Genomic DNA, 20,216 nt, shown 5'->3' on the forward strand with positions numbered 1-20,216 from the left:
GCCGCACGCCCACCCCGTGGTGGCCAACGCCCTGCAGCCGCTGCCACCCCTGCACCTGCACCAGTAGCCGCTCCAGCGCCCGCCCCTGCCGCACCGCAAGAGCAAGGCTTCTTCGCCTGGCTCAAGAGCCTGTTTGGCTTTGGCAGCGCACCAGCAGCCCCCACCCCGGTCACAACGGCATCGCCCGCAGCCGCTCCTGCCGCTGCCGAAACCACCAGCCGTGGCGAACCGCGCCGCGAAGGCCGCAACGGTGAAAACCGTGGCCGCCGTGGCGGCCGCGATGGCAACCGGGACGGTCAGCGCGAAGGCGCACCACGTGATGGCAACCGCGAAGGCAGCTCTGGCGAAGGCCGTGGCCGCCGTGGCGAACGCTCGGCCGAAGGCCGCGCTCCCCGCGACGCAGAGCGCCGTCCCGAAGGCGAAGGCCGTGAAGGGGGCCGCAACGGACGTGGCGAAGGCCGTGAAGGGGGCCGTGGCCGCCGCGACAGCGAGCCGCGCAACCTGAACGCTGGCGTGAATGGTGACAACTCCAATGCTGCAACCACTCCGGCGGAAGGCCCCAACGCAGGCAACACCGGTGGCACAGAAGGTCAGCCGGCGCAGCAACCCCGTGGCGAGCGCGGTCCGCGCCGCGAACGGGGTGATCGCGGTGGCAACCGCGGCGAACGCGGTGAACGCGCTCCCCGCGCGGTCGAGGCCCAGGAGGCAGGCGCCACGGCCGCCGCTGGTGACTTTGCGGACACCGCTCCACTGGCATCGCTGCCGGACCTGGACCTGAGCGGCAATGACGCACCCGCCAACGGCAATGGCGCCACCGAAGAGCAGCGCCGCGAGCGCCGCTCCCGCGACCGCTATGGCCGTGACCGCCGCGAACGTGGCGAGCGTGGCCCGCGCGACAACAACGGCAACGCCGAATCAGCTGCGCCAGCGATGCTGGACTTTGACCCCACCCAGGCCGAGCCCGCACCGGCACAGGACGAGGCGCCGCGCCGCAGCTACTTCAGCAGCGCGCCCGCTGCCGAGCCCGTGGCACCGGTGGCAACCCCTGTCGCAGCTCCTGTGGCAGCCCCAGCCGCTTCAGCCACTGAGCCAGCCGCAGCGCCTGTTACCGCGACAGCTGTTGCAGCGCCCGTTGCAAACCCTGCAGCCGCCCCGGTGGCTGCACCGGCGCCTGTCGCAGTACCCGCACCGGCGGTAGCCGCCCAGGCACCCGTAGCAACAGCTGGGCAAGCCAAGGGACTGCCCCGCGTTCAAGCGTTCACGCTGCCCATCGATGAACTGCAGCAAGTGGCTGCCGCATCGGGCCTGCAGTGGGTGAACTCTGACGCGGACAAGATCGCTGCCGTGCAGGCCGCCATCGCTGCCGAGCCCAAGCCCATCCGCGTGCCCCGCGAGCGCCCCCCTGCGGTGGTGCTGGACGAAGGTCCGCTGGTGCTGGTGGAAACCCGCCGCGACCTGTCGGCCATGGCGCTGCCGTTTGAGCAGCCCCCCGCAGCCTGATGCGCTGCAATGGCTGCTGCCCCCAGGGCCGCAGCCCACGCAAAGAAGGCGGCTCAGGCCGCCTTCTTTTTTTGGGGCAACTGAGCAAGCACCGTGCTGGGCGCCAATACCCGCAAGCGACAGAAGACGGTCGTCCAGCAGGTACCATTTCAGACCGCTGGCGCAGCCAGCAACCCGCGCTTTCCAGGCCACACTTCACTCCCGAGATCCACGGACCCTTTGCCCCCATGCTGTTCCTGCTGTCTCCCGCCAAATCGCTCGACTACGACACGCCCGTTCCCGAAGGCCTGCCCTACACCACGCCCCAGTTTGTGCCGCAGTCCACGGCCCTGATCGAAGTCCTGCGGGAGCAGTCGCCGCAGCAGATCGCGTCGCTGATGGAACTGAGCGACAAGCTCGCGGCGCTGAACGTGGCGCGTTACCAGGCCTGGCGCCCCCGCTTCACGGCCCACAACTCGCGCCAGGCGGTGCTGGCATTCAATGGCGACGTGTACGAGGGGCTGCAAGCCCGCAGCCTGAGCGCTGACGACCTGCACTGGGCCCAGAGCCATGTCGCCATCCTCAGCGGCCTGTATGGTGTGCTGCGGCCGCTGGACAGCATGCAGCCCTATCGCCTGGAGATGGGCACGCGCCTGGCCACCGAGGCAGGCAGCAACCTGTACCAGTTCTGGGGCCGCCAGATTGCCGAGCACCTGAACACCCGGCTGCGCGCCGACACCACGCCAGTGGTGATCAACCTCGCCTCGCAGGAATACTTCAAGGCCGTGGACCGCAAGGCACTCAAGGCCCGCGTGATCGAATGCGTGTTCGAGGACTGGAAGGGCGGCAACTACAAGATCATCAGCTTCTTTGCCAAGCGCGCACGCGGCCTGATGGCGCGTTACGCCATCACCCGCCGCCTTGCCACACCCCACCAGCTCGAAGGGTTTGACCTGGACGGCTATGCCTTTGCCCCGGCATCATCCGAGCCCGAGCGCCTGGTCTTCCGGCGCAAGACCCCGGCCTCCGCATAAATCCGCCCACCACCCTGCTCTTGTTGAAGGACCGCCATGGCATCGCGTTCTGACCAGCACCCGGACAGCACCACCACCCAGCACGCCAGCGCAGCGCGGCAGGCCATCACCCCCGAGTTGCGCCGCTGGATCATCGAGCAGGCCCAGGCGGGCTACGCCGCACCCGTGGTGCTGCAGTCCATGCGTGACGCAGGCTGGGACGAAGACGTGGCGGCGGATGCGCTGGAGATCACGCTGCAGGAGCACCTGAACGACCTAGCCGTGCAGCAGGGCCTGCCCTCGGCCGTGCGGGTGCCCGAGCCCCGGCTGGATGAATCCCCCGCCCAGGTGGACTGCGGAGACCGCGCCGTGAATGTGCTGCTGGCCATGGCACAGCCGCGCATCGTGGTGTTTGGCAACCTGCTGTCGCCCGAGGAGTGCGATGCCCTCATAGCCGCTGCAGAGCCACGCATGGCACGCTCGCTCACCGTGGCCACCAAGACCGGGGGCGAAGAGATCAATGCCGACCGCACCAGCGACGGCATGTTCTTCCAGCGCGGGCAAAGTCCCCTGATCCAGCGCATCGAGGAGCGCATTGCGCGCCTGCTCCACTGGCCCATCGAAAACGGCGAAGGCCTGCAGGTGCTGCACTACCGCCCCGGCGCCGAATACAAGCCGCACTACGACTACTTCGACCCCGCCGAGCCCGGCACGCCCAGCATCATCCAGCGCGGCGGCCAGCGCGTGGGCACGCTGGTGATGTACCTGAACACACCTGACAAAGGCGGCGGCACCACCTTCCCTGACGTGCACCTGGAGGTGGCGCCGCAGCGTGGCAACGCGGTGTTCTTCAGCTACGAGCGCCCGCACCCGTCCACCCGCACCCTGCATGGCGGCGCCCCCGTGATCGCCGGGGACAAATGGATTGCCACCAAATGGCTGCGTGAGCGGGAATTTCAGTAAAAACCCCGGTATGCGCTAGTCGAACATGCGCCAGCAGCTATAAAAATAGTAGCAATAGCACAGACCCCCTTGGAACCCACACACCCGAAAGACCAGGCCATGAACACGCCAGAACAATCCCAACTCGGCAAGGCATCGGCCTATGTGGACCAGTACGACGCCTCGCTGCTGTTCCCCATCCCGCGCGCGGGCAAGCGGGCCGAGATCGGCATCACCGGCTCGGCGCCCTTCTTCGGGGCCGACCTGTGGACGGCGTTCGAGCTGTCCTGGCTGAATGCGCGTGGCAAGCCGCAGGTGGCGCTGGCGCACATCACCGTGCCCTGCGAGACGCCCAACATCGTCGAGAGCAAGTCGTTCAAGCTGTATCTCAACAGCTTCAACAACACCCGCTTTGCCGATGCGGCCGAGGTGCAGGCCCGCATCCGCGCCGACATCAGCGAAGCCGTATGGCGTGGCGCCGACCACCCCGCCACCGTGGGCGTGAAGCTCATCGCACCCGAGCTGTTCGACCAGGAACCCGTGCATGAGCTGGACGGCCTGAGCCTGGACCGGCTGGACGTGGAATGCACGCGCTACCAGCCCGCGCCCGACCTGCTGACGGCCACATTCAACGAAGCGCCCGTGACCGAGACCCTCACCAGCAACCTGCTCAAAAGCAACTGCCTAGTGACCGGCCAGCCCGACTGGGGCAGCGTGCAGATCAGCTACAGCGGCCCGCAGATCAATCAGGAAGGGCTGCTGCAGTACCTGGTGAGCTTTCGCAACCACAACGAGTTCCATGAGCAGTGTGTGGAGCGCATCTTCATGGACGTGTGGGCACGCTGCAAGCCCATCAAGCTCACGGTGTACGCGCGCTACACGCGCCGCGGCGGGCTGGACATCAACCCCCTGCGCACCAGCCACCCGCAGGCCCTGCCGCGCAACGTGCGCACTGCCCGGCAGTAGGCCTGCCCCCGCCCCCCATCAACCGAACGCATCCGTCAGTTGCGCGCATCGATCCAGTCGCACCGCAGGGTGTGGCGCAGGTGCGCGCGGGTGCGCCAGGCAACGTACAGGCTGGGGACAAAAATGCCGATCAGGCACACCGGCGCGGCGCAGGGCTCGCCAAAAGCGCAGATGGGAAACCAGCCCACCCAGCCCAGCATCCAGACCGTCAGCACCAGGTCCCACAGGTGGTATTCGAGCGGGTGGTCGGCCTTGTGTGCCACATGCCACTGCTTGATGCGCTGCAGCTCGTCGAGGGTCATGGTGATCTCCCGGAAAACGGGAAAATCACTGTAAGTTACGAGTAAGAATTCGTCAAGGTGCGAGTGTTCCTTGGCGGCTCGTTGCAGTGCCGCTCAACCCAGCCGGAACACATCCACCGAGCGGCCCAGCGACACCGCGCTTTCCTTGAGGCCCTGGGCGGCGGCGGCCGACTCCTCCACCAGCGCGGCGTTCTGCTGCGTCACGGTGTCGAGCTGCGTCACCGCCTCGTTGACCTGGGCAATGCCCTGCGACTGCTCCTTGGTGGCGCTGCTGATCTGCTGGACCAGCGTGCTCACGCGCTCCACGGCGTGCACGACGCCCTCGATGGTGGTGCCCGCATGGTCCATCTGCTGCGCGCCGCTGGCGATCTGGTTCACCGTGACGCCGATCAGGCCGCTGATCTCCTTGGCAGAGCTGGCGCTGCGTTGCGCCAGGGCCCGCACCTCGCCCGCTACCACCGCAAAGCCCCGGCCCTGTTCGCCTGCACGGGCCGCCTCCACGGCGGCGTTGAGCGCCAACAGGTTAGTCTGGAAGGCAATGCCCTCGATCACGCCCACGATCTCGCTGATCTTGGTGGACGACAGCTTCATCTGCTGCATGGCCGCCCCCACCTCCTGCACCGCCTGGCCGCCGCGCGTGGCGATGTCGCTGCTCTGTGCGCTCTCGTGCGACACCTTGGCTGCTGTCTCCGACGTCTGCAGCACTGTGCTGGCCAGTTGCTCCATGGCCGCGGCGGTTTCTTCCAGGCTGCTGGCCTGCGACTCGGTACGGGCCGACAGGTCCATGCCGCCACGCGCGATTTCGTCGGCCGATTCGATGAAGTTGCGCACCTCGGTGCGCACGTCGCCCACCACGGCGCGCAGGTTGACCTGGGTCTGTTGCAAGCGCTGCATCAGCGCGCCCAGGGGTTGGGGGTAGTCGGTGCCCACCGACGTGGCAAGGTTGCAGGCCGAGATGTCGGATGCGAAACGGGTGGCGTCGTGCACCCCTTGCAGCACGGTGGCCTGAAAGCGCCACAGCGTCCCCCCCGCCCCCAGCACCAGCAGCGCCAGGCGGGCCACCCAGGCGGTGGTGCCTTGCAGCCCCATCACGTCGGGCAACAAGGCCAGCAGCACCGTCATCAGCAGCAGGATCACCATGCGGGGCAGCAGCGCCATCTGCGCCAGGCGCTGCTGCCAGCCACGCACTCCCCGGTAGCGCACGTTGCCCGAGTCCAGGTAGAAGCTGCTTGCGCCCGAAGCCGCCTCGCTGCGCATCTGTGCATACAGGGCCTCGGCGGCCACCATCTCGGCCGCACTGGGCTTGGTGCGCACCGACATATAGGCGCGTGGCTTGCCGCCCTCCATGATGGGGGTGACGTTGGCTCGCACCCAGTAGTGGTCGCCGTTCTTGCGGCGGTTCTTGACCAAGCCCGTCCAGGGCTCGCCCCGGCCTATGGTGCGCCACATGTCCTTGTAGGCCTCGGCCGGCATGTCGGGGTGGCGAATGATGTTGTGGGGCTGGCCAATGAGTTCGTCGTAGCTGTAACCGCTGACGCGCACGAACGCCGGGTTGCAGTGCGTGATCTCACCCTTGGTGTTGGTGCTGGACACCAGCAACTCTTCACCGGGGTAGTCAAAATTCTGCTGGGTCACTGGCAGATTGATGCGCATTCGAGGCTCCTGAAGGGCCTGCGGCAGGGGCAGGCGGCGCGGCTTTTTGTGGCGTGTTGTATGTAACCGCTTGATACGAATCAAGTCTAACTGCTCCCTCCCCTGCTTTGCCCCAAAAAGGTGCCTCCCCACGCCCCTCAAAGCGCAAACACTGAGAGCCTGCTCACCGCCTTTTGGAAATCCGCACCCTCAATCAAAAAAGCTGCCCGGTTTCCATGGTCGCCTCTGCCCGAGGCCCGCGCCGACGCACCTCTGCGGCCGCTGTGGCACGCGGCTCTGGCGCTGGTTCTTCCCCCCGCCGCGCCAGCGTGCTGGCCCGCACGCCGAGCAGCCGCAGGCGCTTGTCCAGCGGCACGCGCTTGAGGCATTGCCCGGCCAGCTGCCGGATGGTCGCCCCGTCGGCGGTGTAGCTGTTGGCGGTGTGGTCACGCGTCGCGATCTTGAAGTCGTCGTAGCGCAGCTTGATACCGATGGTGCGCGCCACATAGCCCTTGCGCTGCAGATCTTCGGCCAGCCGCATGCACAGGTCGGTAAAAATGGCGCCCAGCTCGGCCCGGTCACGCACCGCATGCAGGTCGCGGTCGAAGGTGGTCTCGCGGCTCATGCTCACCGGCTCGCTCTCGGTCACCACCGGGCTGTCGTCGCGGCCCCAGGCCACCCGGTACATCCAGGCGCCGGTGGATTTGCCAAAGTGGCCCATCAGCCACTGCTCATCCTGCGCGGCAAGCTGCCCGATGGTTTCAATGCCCAGCCGTGCCAGCTTCTCGCCCGCCTTGGGACCGATGCCGTTGATCTTGCGCACGTTCAAGGGCCAGATTTTGCTCTGCAGGTCTTCCTCGTAAACGATGGAGATGCCGTTGGGCTTGTTGAACTCGCTGGCCATCTTGGCCAGCAGCCGGTTGGGCGCCACGCCGATCGAGCAGGTCAGCCCGGTCCTATCAAAGATGCTTTTCTGGATGAGCCTCGCCAGCACCCGCCCGCCTTCGCGCTGGCCGCCGGGCACGTCGGTGAAGTCGATGTAGACCTCGTCCACCCCCCGGTCCTGCATCACCGGTGCGATCTCGGTGATGGTGCTCTTGAACAGGCGCGAAAAGCGTCGCACCTCGTCAAAATCCACCGGCAGCACGATGGCCTGCGGGCACAGTTTGGCGGCCTTCATCATGCCCATGGCCGAGCCCACGCCGAACTGCCGCGCCGGGTAGGTGGCCGTGGTGATCACGCCCCGGCCCACGTAGTCCTTGAGCAGCGGAAAGTCTTCCACCGGTATGAAGCGCCGCTCGCGCTCCTCGGTGCCGTCTGGCCCGCGCAGCAGCAGCTCGTCCACCTTGCGCCGCCCGCCACCGATCACCACAGGCAAGCCTTTGAGTTGCGGGTAGCGCAGCAACTCCACGGACGCAAAGAACGCGTCCATGTCCAGGTGCGCGATGCGGCGCAGCTTGCCGGTAGGGGCAGCCTGCGCAGGAGGTGGGGTTTCAGGAGAATCTGGCTCGGTGGCGGTCACACCCGATATTGTGCGGGGCGACGCCCTCCCACCGAAGGCGGATGATTAGCGATTGCGCCGCGCGCTGCGCTCCCCGGCGCCGATGGCCCCCAGCATCAGCACCACACCCGCCAGCTGCCAACCGCCCAAAGTGTGCTGAAAGTACAACCAGTCCACCACGATGGCGACCGTGGGGTAAGCAAACTGCAGTACCGCCACCCGGGCCGTCGCCAGGCGTGCCATGCCCGCGTACATCAAGGTATACGCCAAGCCGGTGTGGATCAGCCCCAACCCACCCAGCCATGCCCAGGAGACTCCCCAGGCAGGCCAACCGTGTCCCACGGGGACCACCCACAGCACAGCCGCACCCAGCGCACATTGCCACCACGCCAGGGTCCCCAGCGGCAGCACCCCCAAGCGCTTGGCGACTACGGTGACGGTGGCTGTGCACAGCGCACCTATCAGGCACAGGCCCACGCCCACCCAGTAGCCAGACGCATGCCCGGCACCTGAGGAAGACAGCCCCCCGGCCACGCCCGTGGCCAGCACCAACCCCACCATCGCGACCAGCACTGACACCACGCGCTGCCGAGGCACGGCTTCTTTGAGCCACCACGCCCCCAGCAGCAACACCCACAACGGTTGCACATGGAACAGCACCACCGCCACCCCGGTGGGCACCTGCTGGATCGCCGTGAAAAACAGCCACCAGCTCGCCAACATGAGCCCGCTGAGCAGCAACACCCACGGCAAAGCCGCCCAGCCCACCCAGAGCCCCTGCCACAGTCCCGACCACGACCGGTGGCGCCAGGCCATCCATAACGTGAGCCCCACGAGACCAAAAGCGCAGCGGAACCAGGTCACCGTCAACGGCGCCGCCTGCGCCTCATGCACGAACACGCCGATGGTGCCCAGCAGCGCGTTGCCCAGCACGAAGGCGATCCAGCCGTCCAGCCGGTGGGCAGACGACAGCCCACGCGCGCTGCCCGCAGGTGAAGCGGACGCTGGAACCACGGGTGCGGATGTGCCTGAAACGGTAAAGGAAGACTGCTGCATGCCCGCAGTGTGGCTGCCAGCCTTTGCAATCCAAAGCGCATAATTCTCACACCAACCATTCGATCATCGAATACATCATCACTGGGGCAATCCATGAGCTACCGCGATTTGCAATTCGATTGGCTTCAGTGCCTGGTGGCTGTGGTGGATGCAGGCTCGCTCTCCGGCGCGGCGGCCGAGGTGCACCGGTCCCAGTCGGCGGTCAGCATGCAGCTCAAGAAGCTGGAAGACGCCGTAGGCCACCGACTGCTGGAGCGCGACGCCCGCAAGCAGCACCTCACGCCCAAGGGTGAAACCCTGCTGGGCTACGCCCGCCGCATTCTGGAGCTGCATGCAGAAGCACATGACGCCCTGAACGGCGACGCACTCACAGGCCGGGTGCGGCTGGGGGTGCCGGATGACTACGCAGCGCGCTACCTCACGCCCGTGCTCAAACGCTTTGCGCCACGGCACAGCGCGGTGGAGATAGAACTGGACTGCGAGCAGTCCACCGCACTCATCCCGCGTGTGGCCAATGGCGACCTGGACCTGGCCCTGATCTCGCGCGACCACGCACGCCGGGGCACGCTGCTGTTCCATGAGCCCATGGTGTGGGTGGGGTCTGCGCAGTTCGAGTTGTGGAGGCGCGACCCGCTGCCCATTGCGGTGTACGAATCGGCCAGCCTGGCGCGGCGCGGCGCCATCCACGCGCTGGCGCAGCAGGGGCGCCGCTACAAGGTGGTCTATCACAGCTCCAGCCTGGCCGGACAAATTGCAGCGGTGGAAAGCGGCCTGGCCGTGGCCGCCCTCACCCACTGCAGCGTGCCACCGCAGTTGCAGGTGCTCGGCACCGAGCACGGCCTGGGGCCGCTGGCCCCCATGGAGGTGGCCGTCTACCGCAGCCGCGCATCGCGCGGCTCCAAGGCGGTGGACAGCCTGCAGAATCTGCTGGTGCAGACCCTGCGGCAGTCTGGCGGCGCCCGCGTGACTGCCTGAGCGCCTCAGCGCCTGCTGACGAAACGGGAGCCTACTTCTTGGAGAGTGCCGCGCTGCGAATGCCCTGCAGTGTGCCGGTGGGCGTGATCGCCTCGGGATCGATCAGGCAGTGCAGCACGCTGGGCAGGCCACTGGCGCGGGCGCGGGCCAGCGCGGGGGCAAAGTCTTCCGTGCGCTCCACGCGTTCACCATGGCCGCCAAAGGCCTGGGCGTAGGCCTTGAAGTCAGGGTTCTTGAGCTGCGTGGCGCTGATACGGCCGGGGTACTCGCGTTCCTGGTGCATGCGGATGGTGCCGTACATGGCGTTGTCCAGCAGCACCACGATGATCGGCAGGCCGTACTGCACGGCAGTCGCGAATTCTTGCCCGTGCATGAGGAAGTCGCCGTCGCCCGCAAAGATCACCACCTCGCGCTGCGGCCAAAGGCGCTTGCCGCCCACGCCTGCGGGCAGGCCGTAGCCCATGGAGCCACTGGTGGGCGCGAGCTGGCTCGCGTAGTGGGTGAAAGGCCAGAAGCGGTGAATCCAGGTGGCAAAGTTGCCCGCGCCGTTGCAGAAGATGGTGTCGGCGGGCAGCACTTCCTTGAGGTGCTGCATCACCTGGCCCATCTGCAGGTTGCCGGGGATGCGGATGGGTGCCGTATCGCTCCAGGCCAGATATTCGGCATGGGCGGCTTCTGTGTGGGCCTCCCATGGCACAGCCGCTGTGGGGCGCACTGCATTGAGCGCCGCAGCAAACGCCTGGGGCGTGGCGTGGATGGCCTGTGTGGGGCGGTAGAGCTTGCCCAGTTCGTCCGCATCGGCATGCACATGCACCAAGGGCTGCGCCGGGGTGGGAATGCTGAACAGCTCGTAGCCTTGCGAGGGCACTTCTGACAGCCGCCCACCCACCACCAGCACCAGGTCCGACGCCTTGATGCGCGCCAGCAGCTTGGGGTTGACGCCCAGACCCAGGTCACCACCGTAGCAAGCGTGCGTGGCCGGGAACAGCATCTGGCGGCGGAACGAGCAGTACACGGGAAGGGACCACGCTTCGGCAAACGCGGTGAACTCGCGCACCGCCTGCTCGGACCAGCGGCTGCCACCCAAAATAGCCACGGGGCTTTGGGCGGCTTGCAGGCGCTGCGCCAGCTCGGCCATTTGCGCGGCGCCGGGGTGCGTTTCTGTCACCTGGTAGGGCAGCGCATCGGCCACCGTGGCGGCCTCGGTCAGCATGTCTTCGGGCAGCGCCACCACCACGGGACCAGGGCGGCCTGAGGTGGAGACGTGGAAGGCGCGCGAGATCAGCTCGGGCACACGAGCGGGGTCGTCAATCTGCACCACCCACTTGGCCATGGTGCCAAACACGGCGCTGTAGTCCAGCTCCTGAAATGCCTCACGCCCCATGGCGTTGCGGGCCACCTGGCCTACGAACAGGATCATGGGCGTCGAATCCTGGTGCGCAATGTGCACGCCGGCCGAGGCATTGGTGGCACCGGGCCCGCGCGTCACAAAGCAGATGCCGGGCTGGCCGGTGAGCTTGCCCTGCGCCTCGGCCATCATGGCCGCGCCGCCCTCCTGACGGCACACGGTCACGCCAATATCCGCGTCATGCAGCGCATCAAGCACAGCCAAGTAGCTTTCCCCAGGCACACAAAAGAGCTGCTTCACGCCATGGGTGATGAGCTGCTGCACCAGGATCTGGCCGCCGGTGCGCGGGGTGAGGGAGGTCGTATTCATATCAACGGTATCGGATCAGAAATTCAGAACAGGGCCTGGCAGGCGCGCTGGATGCGCGCGCAGGCCTCTTGCAAATCAGCGGTAGAGGCTGCGTAAGAGATGCGAAAGTATGGCGCCAGCCCCAGCACCCCACCGGGCACCACCGCGACATGGTGCTCGCGCAGCAGGTAGGCGCAGAAGTCGGCATCGGTGCGCAGCAGCATGCCGCCCGGCGTGGTGCGCCCCAGCACGCCTTCGCAGCTGGCAAAGGTGTAGAACGCGCCCTCGGGCACGCGGCAGCGCAGGCCGGGTGAGGCGTTGAGCGCGGCCACCACCAGATCGCGCCGGTCCTGGAATGCTTGGCAACGCTCGCGCACCACGTCTTGCGGCCCGGACAGCGCCGCCACAGCCGCCGCCTGGCTGATGGACGAAGGGCACGATGTGGCCTGGCTCTGCACCACCGCCATGGCGGCAATCAGCGCCTTGGGTCCTGCGCCGTAGCCCAGGCGCCAGCCCGTCATGGCATACGACTTGGAGACGCCGTTCACCGTCAGCGTGCGGTCGCGCAGCGAGGGCAACACGGCGGCGGGCGTGGCAAACGCGCGCCCGTCGTACAGGATGTGTTCGTAGATATCGTCCGCCAGCAGCCACACCTGCGGGTGGCGCGCCACCACCTCCAGCACGGGCCGCAGTTGCTCGGCGCTGTAGGCCGCGCCGCTGGGGTTGGAGGGCGAGTTGATGAACACCCAGCGCGTGCGCGGCGAGATGGCCGCCTCCAGCTGCTCGGGCGTGATGCGAAAGCCGTTGGCCTCGGTGCAGGGCACCACCACCGGCACGCCGCCTGCAATCAGCACCATGTCGGCGTACGAAGTCCAGTACGGTGCGGGCAGGATCACCTCGTCGCCGGGGTTCACCGACGCCATCAGCGCGTTGTAGAGGATCTGCTTGGCGCCCGCACCGGCGGTGATTTCGTTCAGCGCAAAGTCCAGTCCGTTGTCGTGCTTGAACTTGTGCTGGATGGCGGCCTTGAGTTCGGGTGTGCCATCCAGCACCGTGTAATGCGTCTCCCCCCGCGCCATGGCCTGCTGTGCGGCCTCCAGGATGTGGGCTGGTGTGTCGAAGTCGGGCTCGCCCAAGCCCAGCACGATCACGGGCTGGCCCTGGCGCTTGAGCTGGTTGGCCTCTTGGGTCAGGCGCACGATTTCGGAAACGCCGATGGCAGCGAGGCGGTCGGCCGCGCGGAAGGCCGTGGCGGGGATGGGAGCGTTCATTGCTGGTAGGTCTCCAGGGGCTTGTCGTTGGGGGTGGCAAACAGCTGGCGCAGCGTGGTGCCCAGCGGCAGGTTCAGGCTCATGTTCTTGGGCGGAATGGGGTTCACAAACCACTTGGTGTAGATCTTTTCCATCTCACCGCTTTGCATCAGCTTGGTCAGCACACCATCCACCGCAGCCTTGAAGGTCGGGTCGTCCTTGCGGAACAGCAGTGCAATGGGCTCGGCGCCCAAGGGCTCGCCCACGATGCGGTAGGCCGAGGGGTCCTTGGAGTTGGCAATCATCCCGGCCAGCAGGTTGTCGTCGAGCACAAAGGCATCGGCGCGGCCGGTCTCCAGCAGCAGGAAGCTCTCGTGGTGATCCTTGCCCAGCACGGTCTTGATGGGGGCGCCGCCCAGCGCGCGCTCTTGCTTGCGCAGCAGTTGCACGGCGGTGGTGCCGGTGGATGCGGCAATGGTGCGGCCTGCGAGTTGGCTGATGGACTTCAGGTCCGAATCCTTGCGCACGGCCATGCGCACTTCGCTCACATAGGTCGTCACCGCAAAGGCCACTTGCTGCTGGCGCGCGGTGTTGTTGGTGGTGGGGCCGCAGCCAATGTCCAGCGTGCCGTTCTGCACCAGCGGCAGCGTGTTTTGCGCCGTCACGGCCATGTATTCGAGCTTGGCGTCGGGCGCGATTTCCTTGAGCACGCGCTCGCACAGCTCGACGTGGTAGCCCACGTATTTTTCATTCGCGCCCAGCGCGTAGGCCATGGGCGGCGAGGTCTCGCGCACGCCCAGCACGGCCTTGCCACTGGCTTTGATCTTCTCCAGCGTGGGCTGGGTGACCATCTGTGCCTGTGCGGGGGCCGTGGCCATGCAGGCCAGGGCCAGGCCTGCAGCGAGCGCGGTGAAGGTCTTGCGGGAAATTGCCATGTCGTTGTCTCCGTGTGTTTTGTGGTTGGCAGGTGGATGAATCGGGGAGAGAGAAATCGGGCGGCTGGGGTGACGCTCAGATCACGTTCTTTTCGAGCAGCGGCGCGTTGCGCGCAATGCGTTCAATGGACAGCGGCGACAGGTCCAGGCTTTGGTAGCTGCCCGTGAGCAACAGCTCGGCCACGCCCCGACCCACGGCGGGGCACTGCTGCAGGCCATGGCCCGAAAAGCCGTTGGCAAACACCAGGTTGTCGCACGCCGGGTGCAGGCCCACGATGGCGTTGTGGTCGAAGGTGTTCATCTCGTAGTAGCCCGCCCAGGCGCCCTGCATGCGCAGTGCCTCAAAGCCGGGGATGCGCTCGGCCAGGGTGGGCCAGATGTGGTGGTCAAACGCGTCGTACTCGGGCTCCAGCGGGGCAAAGTCGGCGTCGTTGTCTGCGTCGGGCGCAAAGCCGCAGATGAAGCCTTTGCCCTCGGGCCGCAGCCAGATGCCGCTGGTGTCGATCAGCAGCGGGCAACCCGGCAGCGCGGCGGGGCTGGCGAGGTTGAACACCGTCCGGCGCTTGCCCACCACGGGCAGATCAATGCCCGCCCAGCCCGCAATGGCCGCCGCCCAGGGGCCACCGGCGTTCACGGCATAGCGACAAGGCAGCACGTTGCCACTTTGCAGGCGCACCGCATTCACATGCAACACGCCGTCGCTGGCCGCCGTGTCCAGCCCCACCGCCTCGTCGGCCACATAGCGCACGCCCTGGCTCTGTGCCTTTTTGCGCAGCGCCGTCAGCAGCAGGTAGCCATCAAACCAGCCCTCGCCCGACAGGCCCAATGAGCCCAGCACCACGTCCTGCAGCGCCAGCCAGGGAAAGCGCTCGGCCAGTTGCTGCGGGCCCAGCAGCGCCACATCGGCACCGTGCTGCTTTTGCAGTGCATGGTTCTCGCGCAGCGTGGCCTCGCCCGCCTGGGTGGCCAGGTACAAGTAGCCGCCTTCGTGCAGACCGATGTCCGGCACATCGCCGTTGCAGGCCAGGAGCGTGCCCACGTTGCGCAAAAAGCCAATGCCGTAGGCCGATATCTGGATGTTGATGTCGGTCGAGAACTGCTGGCGGATGGAGCTGGCAGACAGCGCCGACGAGGCGCGCGCGTAGGTCGGGTCACGCTCGACCACCACGACCTCGCAGCCCAGCTGCTGCAGGGTGAGAAAGTAGGCAATGGCACTGCCAATGACGCCACCGCCGATGATGACGATGGGGTGTGATTCCTTAGCGATCAACATGAACGGGGCAACCAGCGCGTGGGTTACACGTCAAACGTAACGCCCTGCGCCAGCGGCAGTGCGGTGGAGTAGTTGATGGTGTTGGTCGCCCGGCGCATGTAGGCCTTCCAGCTGTCCGAGCCCGCTTCGCGGCCACCGCCCGTTTCCTTCTCGCCGCCAAACGCGCCGCCAATTTCGGCGCCGCTAGGGCCGATGTTCACATTGGCAATGCCGCAGTCCGAGCCTGCCGCCGACATGAACTGCTCGGCCTCGCGCACATTGAGCGTGAAGATGGACGACGACAGCCCAGCGCCCACGGCGTTGTTCATGGCGATGGCTTCGTCGATAAGTTGATAGCGCACCACGTACAGGATGGGCGCAAAGGTTTCGTGCAGCGCGGGGCCTTCGTGCTTTGCCAGCTCGACCAGCGCGGGGCGCACGTAGTACGCGTCCGCACCGCCGATGCCTTCCACCCGGCCGCCGCCGTGCACCGTGGCGCCCAGCGCGCGGCTTTGCTCCAGCGCCTTTTGCATGCCATCAAAGGCCAAGCGGTCAATCAGCGGGCCCACCAGCGTGCCAGCGGTGCGCGGGTCGCCCACCTGCACGTTGGCGTACACCTTGGCCAGCTGGGGCACCAGCTGGTCGTAAATGCTCTCGTGCACAAACAGGCGGCGCAGCGTGGTGCAGCGCTGGCCCGCCGTGCCCATGGCGGCAAACGCGATGCCGCGCAGGGCCAGGTTCAGGTCGGCCGTAGGCGCCACGATGGCGGCGTTGTTGCCGCCCAGCTCCAGAATGCCGCGCGCAAAACGCGCTGCCAGGCGTGGGCCCACGGCGCGGCCCATGGCGGTGGAGCCGGTGGCCGACAGCACGGGCACGCGGGCGTCGTCTACCAGCACCTCGCCAATGTCGCGCTGGCCCACAATCAGCTCCAGCAGGCCTTCGGGTGCATCGGCCCCAAAGCGGGCGATGGCGCGCTGCGCAATCGCGTGCGTGGCCAGGGCCGTGAGCGGCGTTTTCTCCGACGGCTTCCACACCACCGAATCGCCACACACCAGCGCCAGCGCCGCGTTCCAAGACCACACCGCCACCGGGAAGTTGAAGGCCGAGATCACACCGCACACGCCCAGCGGGTGCCAGGTTTCCATCATGCGGTGGCCGACTCGCTCGGTGGCAATCGTCAGGCCATACAGCTGGCGCGACAGGCCCACGGCAAAGTCGCAAATGTCGATCATCTCCTGCACCTCGCCCAGGCCTTCGGAAGGGATCTTGCCCGCCTCGATGGTCACCAGCAGACCCAGGTCGGCCTTGGCGGCGCGCAGCTCTTCGCCCAGCAGGCGCACCAGTTCACCCCGGCGCGGTGCGGGCACATTGCGCCACGCCAAAAAGGCGGCATGCGCGCGACCGATGGCGGCCGTGGCATCGGCCGCGCTTTGCTGCGGCACCTGGGCCAGCACCTCGCCCGTGATGGGCGAGCGCGCCGCCAGCGTGCCGCCGGTGTAAGCCGCGCGGGGCACGCCCAGGCGTTGCAGCAGTTGATCGACTTCGGACAAGAGCGGTGTGACAACAGGGGTGGCGGCAGGGGTGGCAGACATGGCGACTCGCAAAGGTGAGTGAAGGCAGAGAGATGGCAACAGCGTGGAAGAACACACGCAATGAATGCGCCAATATCCGCCAATCGCGCCGTGCTGGATAGCAAAAAAATGGAACTACTTGATCACAAATCAGCATCAAGTGCCTGAAAATTGCAGAGCTGCCGACGCTTGATGTAGTAGCGCTACAACCCAAAACCATGCACAACGAGACAGAGCCGCTCATTCCCCCTGCGCATGATTGATCCCATTTGACACCATGACCCTGCTGCGCCGCGCCTTCCTGCCCTCCACCGCCGACCTGCTGGCCTTTGAGGCGGCAGCCCGCCACCAAAGCGTGTCGCGCGCGGCCGAGGAGCTGCACCTCACCCAAAGCGCCGTGTCGCGCCAGATCCGCCAGCTGGAAGAGCAGATAGGCACCGCCCTCTTCCACCGCGTGCGCCAGCGTGTGGTGCTGACCGACGCGGGCCGCGTCTACGCGGCCGACGTGCAAAACGTGCTGCAGCAACTGTCGGCCAGCACGCAAAAAGCCATGGCGTTCTCCAGCACCGACGGCCTGCTCAACCTGGCCGTGCTGCCCACGCTGGGCACCCGCTGGCTCATCCCGCGCCTGGGCGGCTTCATGGCGCTGCACCCCGAGGCCATGGTCAACTTCTCGGCCCGCACCGAGCCATTTGACTTTGCGGGCACCCCGTTCGACGCAGCCATCCACTTCGGCACCCCGCACTGGGCGGGCGCCGTGTGCGAATACCTGATGCACGAAGAAACCGTGCCCGTGTGCAGCCCCACCTACCGCGACCGCCACCACATCCACACCCCGCAGGACCTGACGCGCGTGGTGCTGCTGCAGCAAAGCACCCGCCCCACCCAATGGGCCGAATGGTTTGAGCTGGTTGGCGCCCCCACCGCCCTGGCCCTGCGCGGCCCCCAGTCGGAGCACTTCGCCATGATTGCGCAAGCCGCCGTATCGCACCTGGGTGCGGCGCTGCTGCCGCGCTTTTTGATTGAGCAGGAACTGGCGGCAGGCAGCCTGGTGGAGCTGTCAGACCAGGTGCTGACGAGCACCGATGCCTATTACCTCGTGTACCCGGAAGCGCGGGCGCAGACGCCGTTGGTGAAGGCGTTCAGGGACTGGCTGGTGGGGGAGTGCGCGGTGCAGAGGCAGGGGAAAGGATGACGACGGCAGGACCACCAGCATGTCGAATTCGTTCAAGACGCCGCCAACAGGGCCAGGGCATCCTCCTGCGCCATGCAACTTGAATCCCTCGACACCTGTCTCTGGAACGCCACCCACGCTTTCAAGGCCAACGGACTTCCCATCACCACCCGCATGACTGTGGTGCGGCTGCCAGGAGAGCAGCTTCTCGTCCACTCACCGATTCCAATGCCCCCAGGGAGTGCCCTGCTGGAGCAGCTGCAGGCACTTGGCACGGTGGCTTTCATCGTGGCACCGAACAAGATGCACCACCTGTTTCTGGCGCCTTGCGCCCAGACTTTCCCGAACGCCAGGGTGTATGGCCCCAAGGGCCTGGCTCAGAAGCGGCCGGACCTGGCAGCCAGGCTGCACGATCTGCCCTCAGGCGATGTGCCCGAATGGCTTCCAGACCTGGAGCACCTGGCTTTTGAAGGCATTCCTGCAGGCAATGAGTCGGTATGGTTCCACCGCCCTTCGGCCACGCTCATCGTGACAGACCTTCTGCAGTGGATGGCGGGGGACCTGCCTTGGTCCACGCGTGCCTATGCCACGCTGACCGGGGTGCGGCGCCAACTGGCCGTCCCGGTCACGGTGCGCGCGCTGGTGCGTGACCGTCGTGCCGCAGCCCGCAGCGCAGAGCGCGTGCTGCGCTGGCCCTTTGAGCGGGTCGTGACGGCCCACAACCAAGTGCTCGACAACCGTGCCTACGCACAGGTCAAACAGGCGCTCGCAGTGCTCTGACCGAAACAATCACCCCATCATCCACGGGACGCCGTGGGCCTCACTGCCACGCCATCCCCCCGTACCCCTCAAAGATGTCGGAGCACATACCCCAACCCGGTATTGGCCAACAGCCCCACCAGCACCAGCCCACCGGCTACCCCGGCCGCATGTACCTTGCCGAGGGCTGCGCGCTCGCTCACCCAGTGCCATTCGGCGGTGCAAAACCACAGCAGCGCCAGCAGAAACAGCCCCACGCCGACCGCAGACAGCACCCCGCCCACCAGGGCCAGCGACGTGCTGATCGACACGGCCAGCGCAAAGGGTGCGACCAGGTAGCACTGTTCGTAAAACGGGTTGCGCAGGTTGAGGCGGTGAATGGGTTGGCGACTGTGCAGCAGGTACCAGACAGCCCCGGCCAGCGACCAGATGCCAAAAGCTATGGTGCGATACAGCAGCAGGTTCTCCTCGGACTTCAGCAGCTCGCCCGCGAGCGTGCCCATCTCAGGTGCTCCTTGCTTGCGCAGAGCCAGATCGAGCACATGGGCCACCAGCACGCACAAGATGAGCAACAGCGGCGGGCTGATCGCATCGCCGTAGCGGTCCTCGCCTTCGCGGTCTTGCTCTGCCTGCACATAAGTGACCATCTGGCGCGGGCGCCGCACGATGCGCCACAAGGTCTTGGGCAGCAACACCAACCAGATCAGGGCTTCATACACAAAGTCTTCAAACGACTTGAGTATCTTGAGAAAGTCCACCATCAACTCCTTGAGGCCAAGGGCCCGTTCAGTCAGGTGCCAACGCTGCGTGAAAAGGCCAGCGCAAAGGCCATGATCGCCCAGTCGTTGGCAATGTGGGCGATGGTGCTGGCCCACAGGTTGCGGGTGTAGACAAAGACCCCCGTCAACACCAGGCGCGCGGTACCGATGACCAGCAAGGCCTGGCCGACATGCCATTGGTAGGTGGGCAGGTGCAGCGCACCAAACAGCAACGCCGTGGCCACCCAAGCCACAGCAATGGCCCAGCGGGCAGGCATGCCGACGCGGTGCAGCAAGGCCACAGTGGCCAGCAGCGGGATAATGGTGACCAGCTCCTCACCCAGCAATTGCACAGCCACCAGCGCAAACCGCGCTACCAGTTGTGCAGATGTCAGGCCCGCAACGGCATCCACACTGGCGTTGGCACTGAGGTGCGACATGCCAAGCCCATACACAGCCACCAGCGCGGGCAAGCCCAACACCAGTGGCACGGCAGCCAATGCCAACGCCACATCGCGCCAGCGGGGGCGCCTGAACAGGGCCACCCAGTCCGGGCCCACGGCGACGAGCAATCCGGCCCATTGCACGCCCACAAACAGCACCGCTGCCAACGCCCCGGTCCACGGGCTCGGATCCCAGGTCGGCACCGCCAACAGCAACACGAAAGCGAGGGCACTGGCCGCCCACAGCGTCATGCAGCCTTTGGTGGACAGGGATACGGGATGGCCGAAGCAGTAGGGCAAGTCCAGCTTCGCTGATAACGGCTTTGGCGCGGATGACGTATGCGGCAAGGTGGTTCCCTGGGTATGCGCTGCATCTCTCCAAAGGATGCGGCTTTGGCCCTAGGTTACCTGTGGATCAAGAAGACGGCCATGGGCCGCTGGGGCCTGCCCCTCACCGAATCTCGCATAGAAGAGGTGTGACTCGCAGTACCACACCCCAGGCCCCCCAGGCC

Annotated in this window: 17 protein-coding genes and 1 pseudogene; 7 read left to right on the plus strand and 11 right to left on the minus strand. The window is 66.5% G+C overall.

Annotated features, from left to right (window positions below):
• The 4 genes and pseudogenes from AC07X4_RS21210 to queF all read left to right on the plus strand — a co-directional run.
• Positions 1 to 1,500: pseudogene (locus tag AC07X4_RS21210) on the plus strand (Rne/Rng family ribonuclease); the annotation flags it as partial.
• A gap of 227 nt (positions 1,501 to 1,727) precedes the next feature.
• The gene (yaaA, locus tag AC07X4_RS21215) at positions 1,728 to 2,513 is read left to right on the plus strand and encodes a peroxide stress protein YaaA (RefSeq protein ID WP_494741221.1); all 786 of its coding nucleotides are present in this window, start codon (positions 1,728 to 1,730) and stop codon (positions 2,511 to 2,513) included.
• Between the two features lie 36 nt (positions 2,514 to 2,549).
• The gene (locus tag AC07X4_RS21220; protein ID WP_099729677.1) at positions 2,550 to 3,455 is read left to right on the plus strand and encodes a 2OG-Fe(II) oxygenase; all 906 of its coding nucleotides are present in this window, start codon (positions 2,550 to 2,552) and stop codon (positions 3,453 to 3,455) included.
• A 99-nt stretch (positions 3,456 to 3,554) separates the two neighbouring features.
• Positions 3,555 to 4,400, plus strand: a complete 846-nt coding sequence (gene queF, locus AC07X4_RS21225; RefSeq protein ID WP_494741222.1) for an NADPH-dependent 7-cyano-7-deazaguanine reductase QueF — start codon at positions 3,555 to 3,557, stop codon at positions 4,398 to 4,400.
• Between the two features lie 35 nt (positions 4,401 to 4,435).
• On the opposite strand, the gene AC07X4_RS21230 is transcribed toward queF, so the two are convergent.
• The 4 genes from AC07X4_RS21230 to AC07X4_RS21245 form a co-directional block, all read right to left on the minus strand.
• Entirely contained in the window at positions 4,436 to 4,702 is a 267-nt protein-coding gene (locus tag AC07X4_RS21230) for a hypothetical protein (protein WP_056061307.1), read from the minus strand.
• Positions 4,703 to 4,795: 93 nt separating this feature from the next.
• Complete coding sequence (locus AC07X4_RS21235) at positions 4,796 to 6,355, minus strand: methyl-accepting chemotaxis protein (protein ID WP_494741223.1); 1,560 nt, start codon at positions 6,353 to 6,355, stop codon at positions 4,796 to 4,798.
• A gap of 193 nt (positions 6,356 to 6,548) precedes the next feature.
• Entirely contained in the window at positions 6,549 to 7,856 is a 1,308-nt protein-coding gene (locus AC07X4_RS21240) for a Y-family DNA polymerase (RefSeq protein ID WP_494741224.1), read from the minus strand.
• Between the two features lie 45 nt (positions 7,857 to 7,901).
• Positions 7,902 to 8,849 (minus strand): DMT family transporter, encoded by a 948-nt coding sequence (locus tag AC07X4_RS21245; RefSeq protein ID WP_494741225.1) that lies wholly within the window; start codon positions 8,847 to 8,849, stop codon positions 7,902 to 7,904.
• Between the two features lie 135 nt (positions 8,850 to 8,984).
• On the opposite strand from AC07X4_RS21245, the gene AC07X4_RS21250 reads away from it, so the two are divergent.
• Positions 8,985 to 9,866, plus strand: a complete 882-nt coding sequence (locus AC07X4_RS21250; RefSeq protein WP_494741226.1) for a LysR family transcriptional regulator — start codon at positions 8,985 to 8,987, stop codon at positions 9,864 to 9,866.
• Positions 9,867 to 9,897: 31 nt separating this feature from the next.
• Here AC07X4_RS21250 and AC07X4_RS21255 read toward each other — a convergent pair whose 3' ends face one another.
• From AC07X4_RS21255 to amaB, 5 genes are all read right to left on the minus strand, one after another.
• Positions 9,898 to 11,583 carry a thiamine pyrophosphate-binding protein gene (locus AC07X4_RS21255; RefSeq protein ID WP_494741227.1) on the minus strand — a complete coding sequence of 562 codons (1,686 nt, stop codon included), beginning with the start codon at positions 11,581 to 11,583 and terminating at the stop codon, positions 9,898 to 9,900.
• A gap of 23 nt (positions 11,584 to 11,606) precedes the next feature.
• Positions 11,607 to 12,833 (minus strand): pyridoxal phosphate-dependent aminotransferase, encoded by a 1,227-nt coding sequence (locus AC07X4_RS21260; RefSeq protein ID WP_494741228.1) that lies wholly within the window; start codon positions 12,831 to 12,833, stop codon positions 11,607 to 11,609.
• Positions 12,830 to 13,747, minus strand: coding sequence for an amino acid ABC transporter substrate-binding protein (locus AC07X4_RS21265; protein WP_494741229.1), 918 nt, complete (start codon positions 13,745 to 13,747; stop codon positions 12,830 to 12,832). Before AC07X4_RS21265 ends, AC07X4_RS21260 begins: the two co-directional genes overlap by 4 nt.
• 76 nt (positions 13,748 to 13,823) lie before the next feature.
• Positions 13,824 to 15,020 carry an NAD(P)/FAD-dependent oxidoreductase gene (locus AC07X4_RS21270; RefSeq protein WP_494741230.1) on the minus strand — a complete coding sequence of 399 codons (1,197 nt, stop codon included), beginning with the start codon at positions 15,018 to 15,020 and terminating at the stop codon, positions 13,824 to 13,826.
• 23 nt (positions 15,021 to 15,043) lie between these two features.
• Positions 15,044 to 16,591 carry an L-piperidine-6-carboxylate dehydrogenase gene (gene amaB / locus AC07X4_RS21275; RefSeq protein WP_494741231.1) on the minus strand — a complete coding sequence of 516 codons (1,548 nt, stop codon included), beginning with the start codon at positions 16,589 to 16,591 and terminating at the stop codon, positions 15,044 to 15,046.
• A 256-nt stretch (positions 16,592 to 16,847) separates the two neighbouring features.
• Here amaB and AC07X4_RS21280 point away from each other — a divergent pair, with 256 nt between their 5' ends.
• Entirely contained in the window at positions 16,848 to 17,765 is a 918-nt protein-coding gene (locus AC07X4_RS21280; RefSeq protein ID WP_494741232.1) for a LysR family transcriptional regulator, read from the plus strand.
• A gap of 72 nt (positions 17,766 to 17,837) precedes the next feature.
• Positions 17,838 to 18,524, plus strand: a complete 687-nt coding sequence (locus AC07X4_RS21285; protein WP_494741233.1) for a DUF4336 domain-containing protein — start codon at positions 17,838 to 17,840, stop codon at positions 18,522 to 18,524.
• 68 nt (positions 18,525 to 18,592) lie between these two features.
• Here AC07X4_RS21285 and AC07X4_RS21290 read toward each other — a convergent pair whose 3' ends face one another.
• Together AC07X4_RS21290 and AC07X4_RS21295 are read right to left on the minus strand one after the other, a co-directional pair.
• Positions 18,593 to 19,261, minus strand: coding sequence for a hypothetical protein (locus AC07X4_RS21290; protein WP_494741234.1), 669 nt, complete (start codon positions 19,259 to 19,261; stop codon positions 18,593 to 18,595).
• A 32-nt stretch (positions 19,262 to 19,293) separates the two neighbouring features.
• Positions 19,294 to 19,956, minus strand: a complete 663-nt coding sequence (locus AC07X4_RS21295) for a CPBP family glutamic-type intramembrane protease (RefSeq protein WP_494741235.1) — start codon at positions 19,954 to 19,956, stop codon at positions 19,294 to 19,296.
• Between the last annotated feature and the right edge of the window lie 260 nt (positions 19,957 to 20,216).

It is taken from the genome of Acidovorax sp. GW460-11-11-14-LB4 (assembly GCF_059423685.1).

What these genes read in the sequence shown, in the direction of transcription:
- yaaA (WP_494741221.1), top strand. Translation starts at nt 1,728, where the DNA reads ATGCTGTTCCTGCTGTCTCCCGCCAAATCGCTCGACTACGACACGCCC.
- AC07X4_RS21220 (WP_099729677.1), top strand. Translation starts at nt 2,550, where the DNA reads ATGGCATCGCGTTCTGACCAGCACCCGGACAGCACCACCACCCAGCAC.
- queF (WP_494741222.1), top strand. Translation starts at nt 3,555, where the DNA reads ATGAACACGCCAGAACAATCCCAACTCGGCAAGGCATCGGCCTATGTG.
- AC07X4_RS21230 (WP_056061307.1), bottom strand. Translation starts at nt 4,702, where the DNA reads ATGACCCTCGACGAGCTGCAGCGCATCAAGCAGTGGCATGTGGCACAC.
- AC07X4_RS21235 (WP_494741223.1), bottom strand. Translation starts at nt 6,355, where the DNA reads ATGCGCATCAATCTGCCAGTGACCCAGCAGAATTTTGACTACCCCGGT.
- AC07X4_RS21250 (WP_494741226.1), top strand. Translation starts at nt 8,985, where the DNA reads ATGAGCTACCGCGATTTGCAATTCGATTGGCTTCAGTGCCTGGTGGCT.
- AC07X4_RS21255 (WP_494741227.1), bottom strand. Translation starts at nt 11,583, where the DNA reads ATGAATACGACCTCCCTCACCCCGCGCACCGGCGGCCAGATCCTGGTG.
- AC07X4_RS21260 (WP_494741228.1), bottom strand. Translation starts at nt 12,833, where the DNA reads ATGAACGCTCCCATCCCCGCCACGGCCTTCCGCGCGGCCGACCGCCTC.
- AC07X4_RS21265 (WP_494741229.1), bottom strand. Translation starts at nt 13,747, where the DNA reads ATGGCAATTTCCCGCAAGACCTTCACCGCGCTCGCTGCAGGCCTGGCC.
- AC07X4_RS21270 (WP_494741230.1), bottom strand. Translation starts at nt 15,020, where the DNA reads ATGTTGATCGCTAAGGAATCACACCCCATCGTCATCATCGGCGGTGGC.
- amaB (WP_494741231.1), bottom strand. Translation starts at nt 16,591, where the DNA reads ATGTCTGCCACCCCTGCCGCCACCCCTGTTGTCACACCGCTCTTGTCC.
- AC07X4_RS21280 (WP_494741232.1), top strand. Translation starts at nt 16,848, where the DNA reads ATGACCCTGCTGCGCCGCGCCTTCCTGCCCTCCACCGCCGACCTGCTG.
- AC07X4_RS21285 (WP_494741233.1), top strand. Translation starts at nt 17,838, where the DNA reads ATGCAACTTGAATCCCTCGACACCTGTCTCTGGAACGCCACCCACGCT.
- AC07X4_RS21295 (WP_494741235.1), bottom strand. Translation starts at nt 19,956, where the DNA reads ATGACGCTGTGGGCGGCCAGTGCCCTCGCTTTCGTGTTGCTGTTGGCG.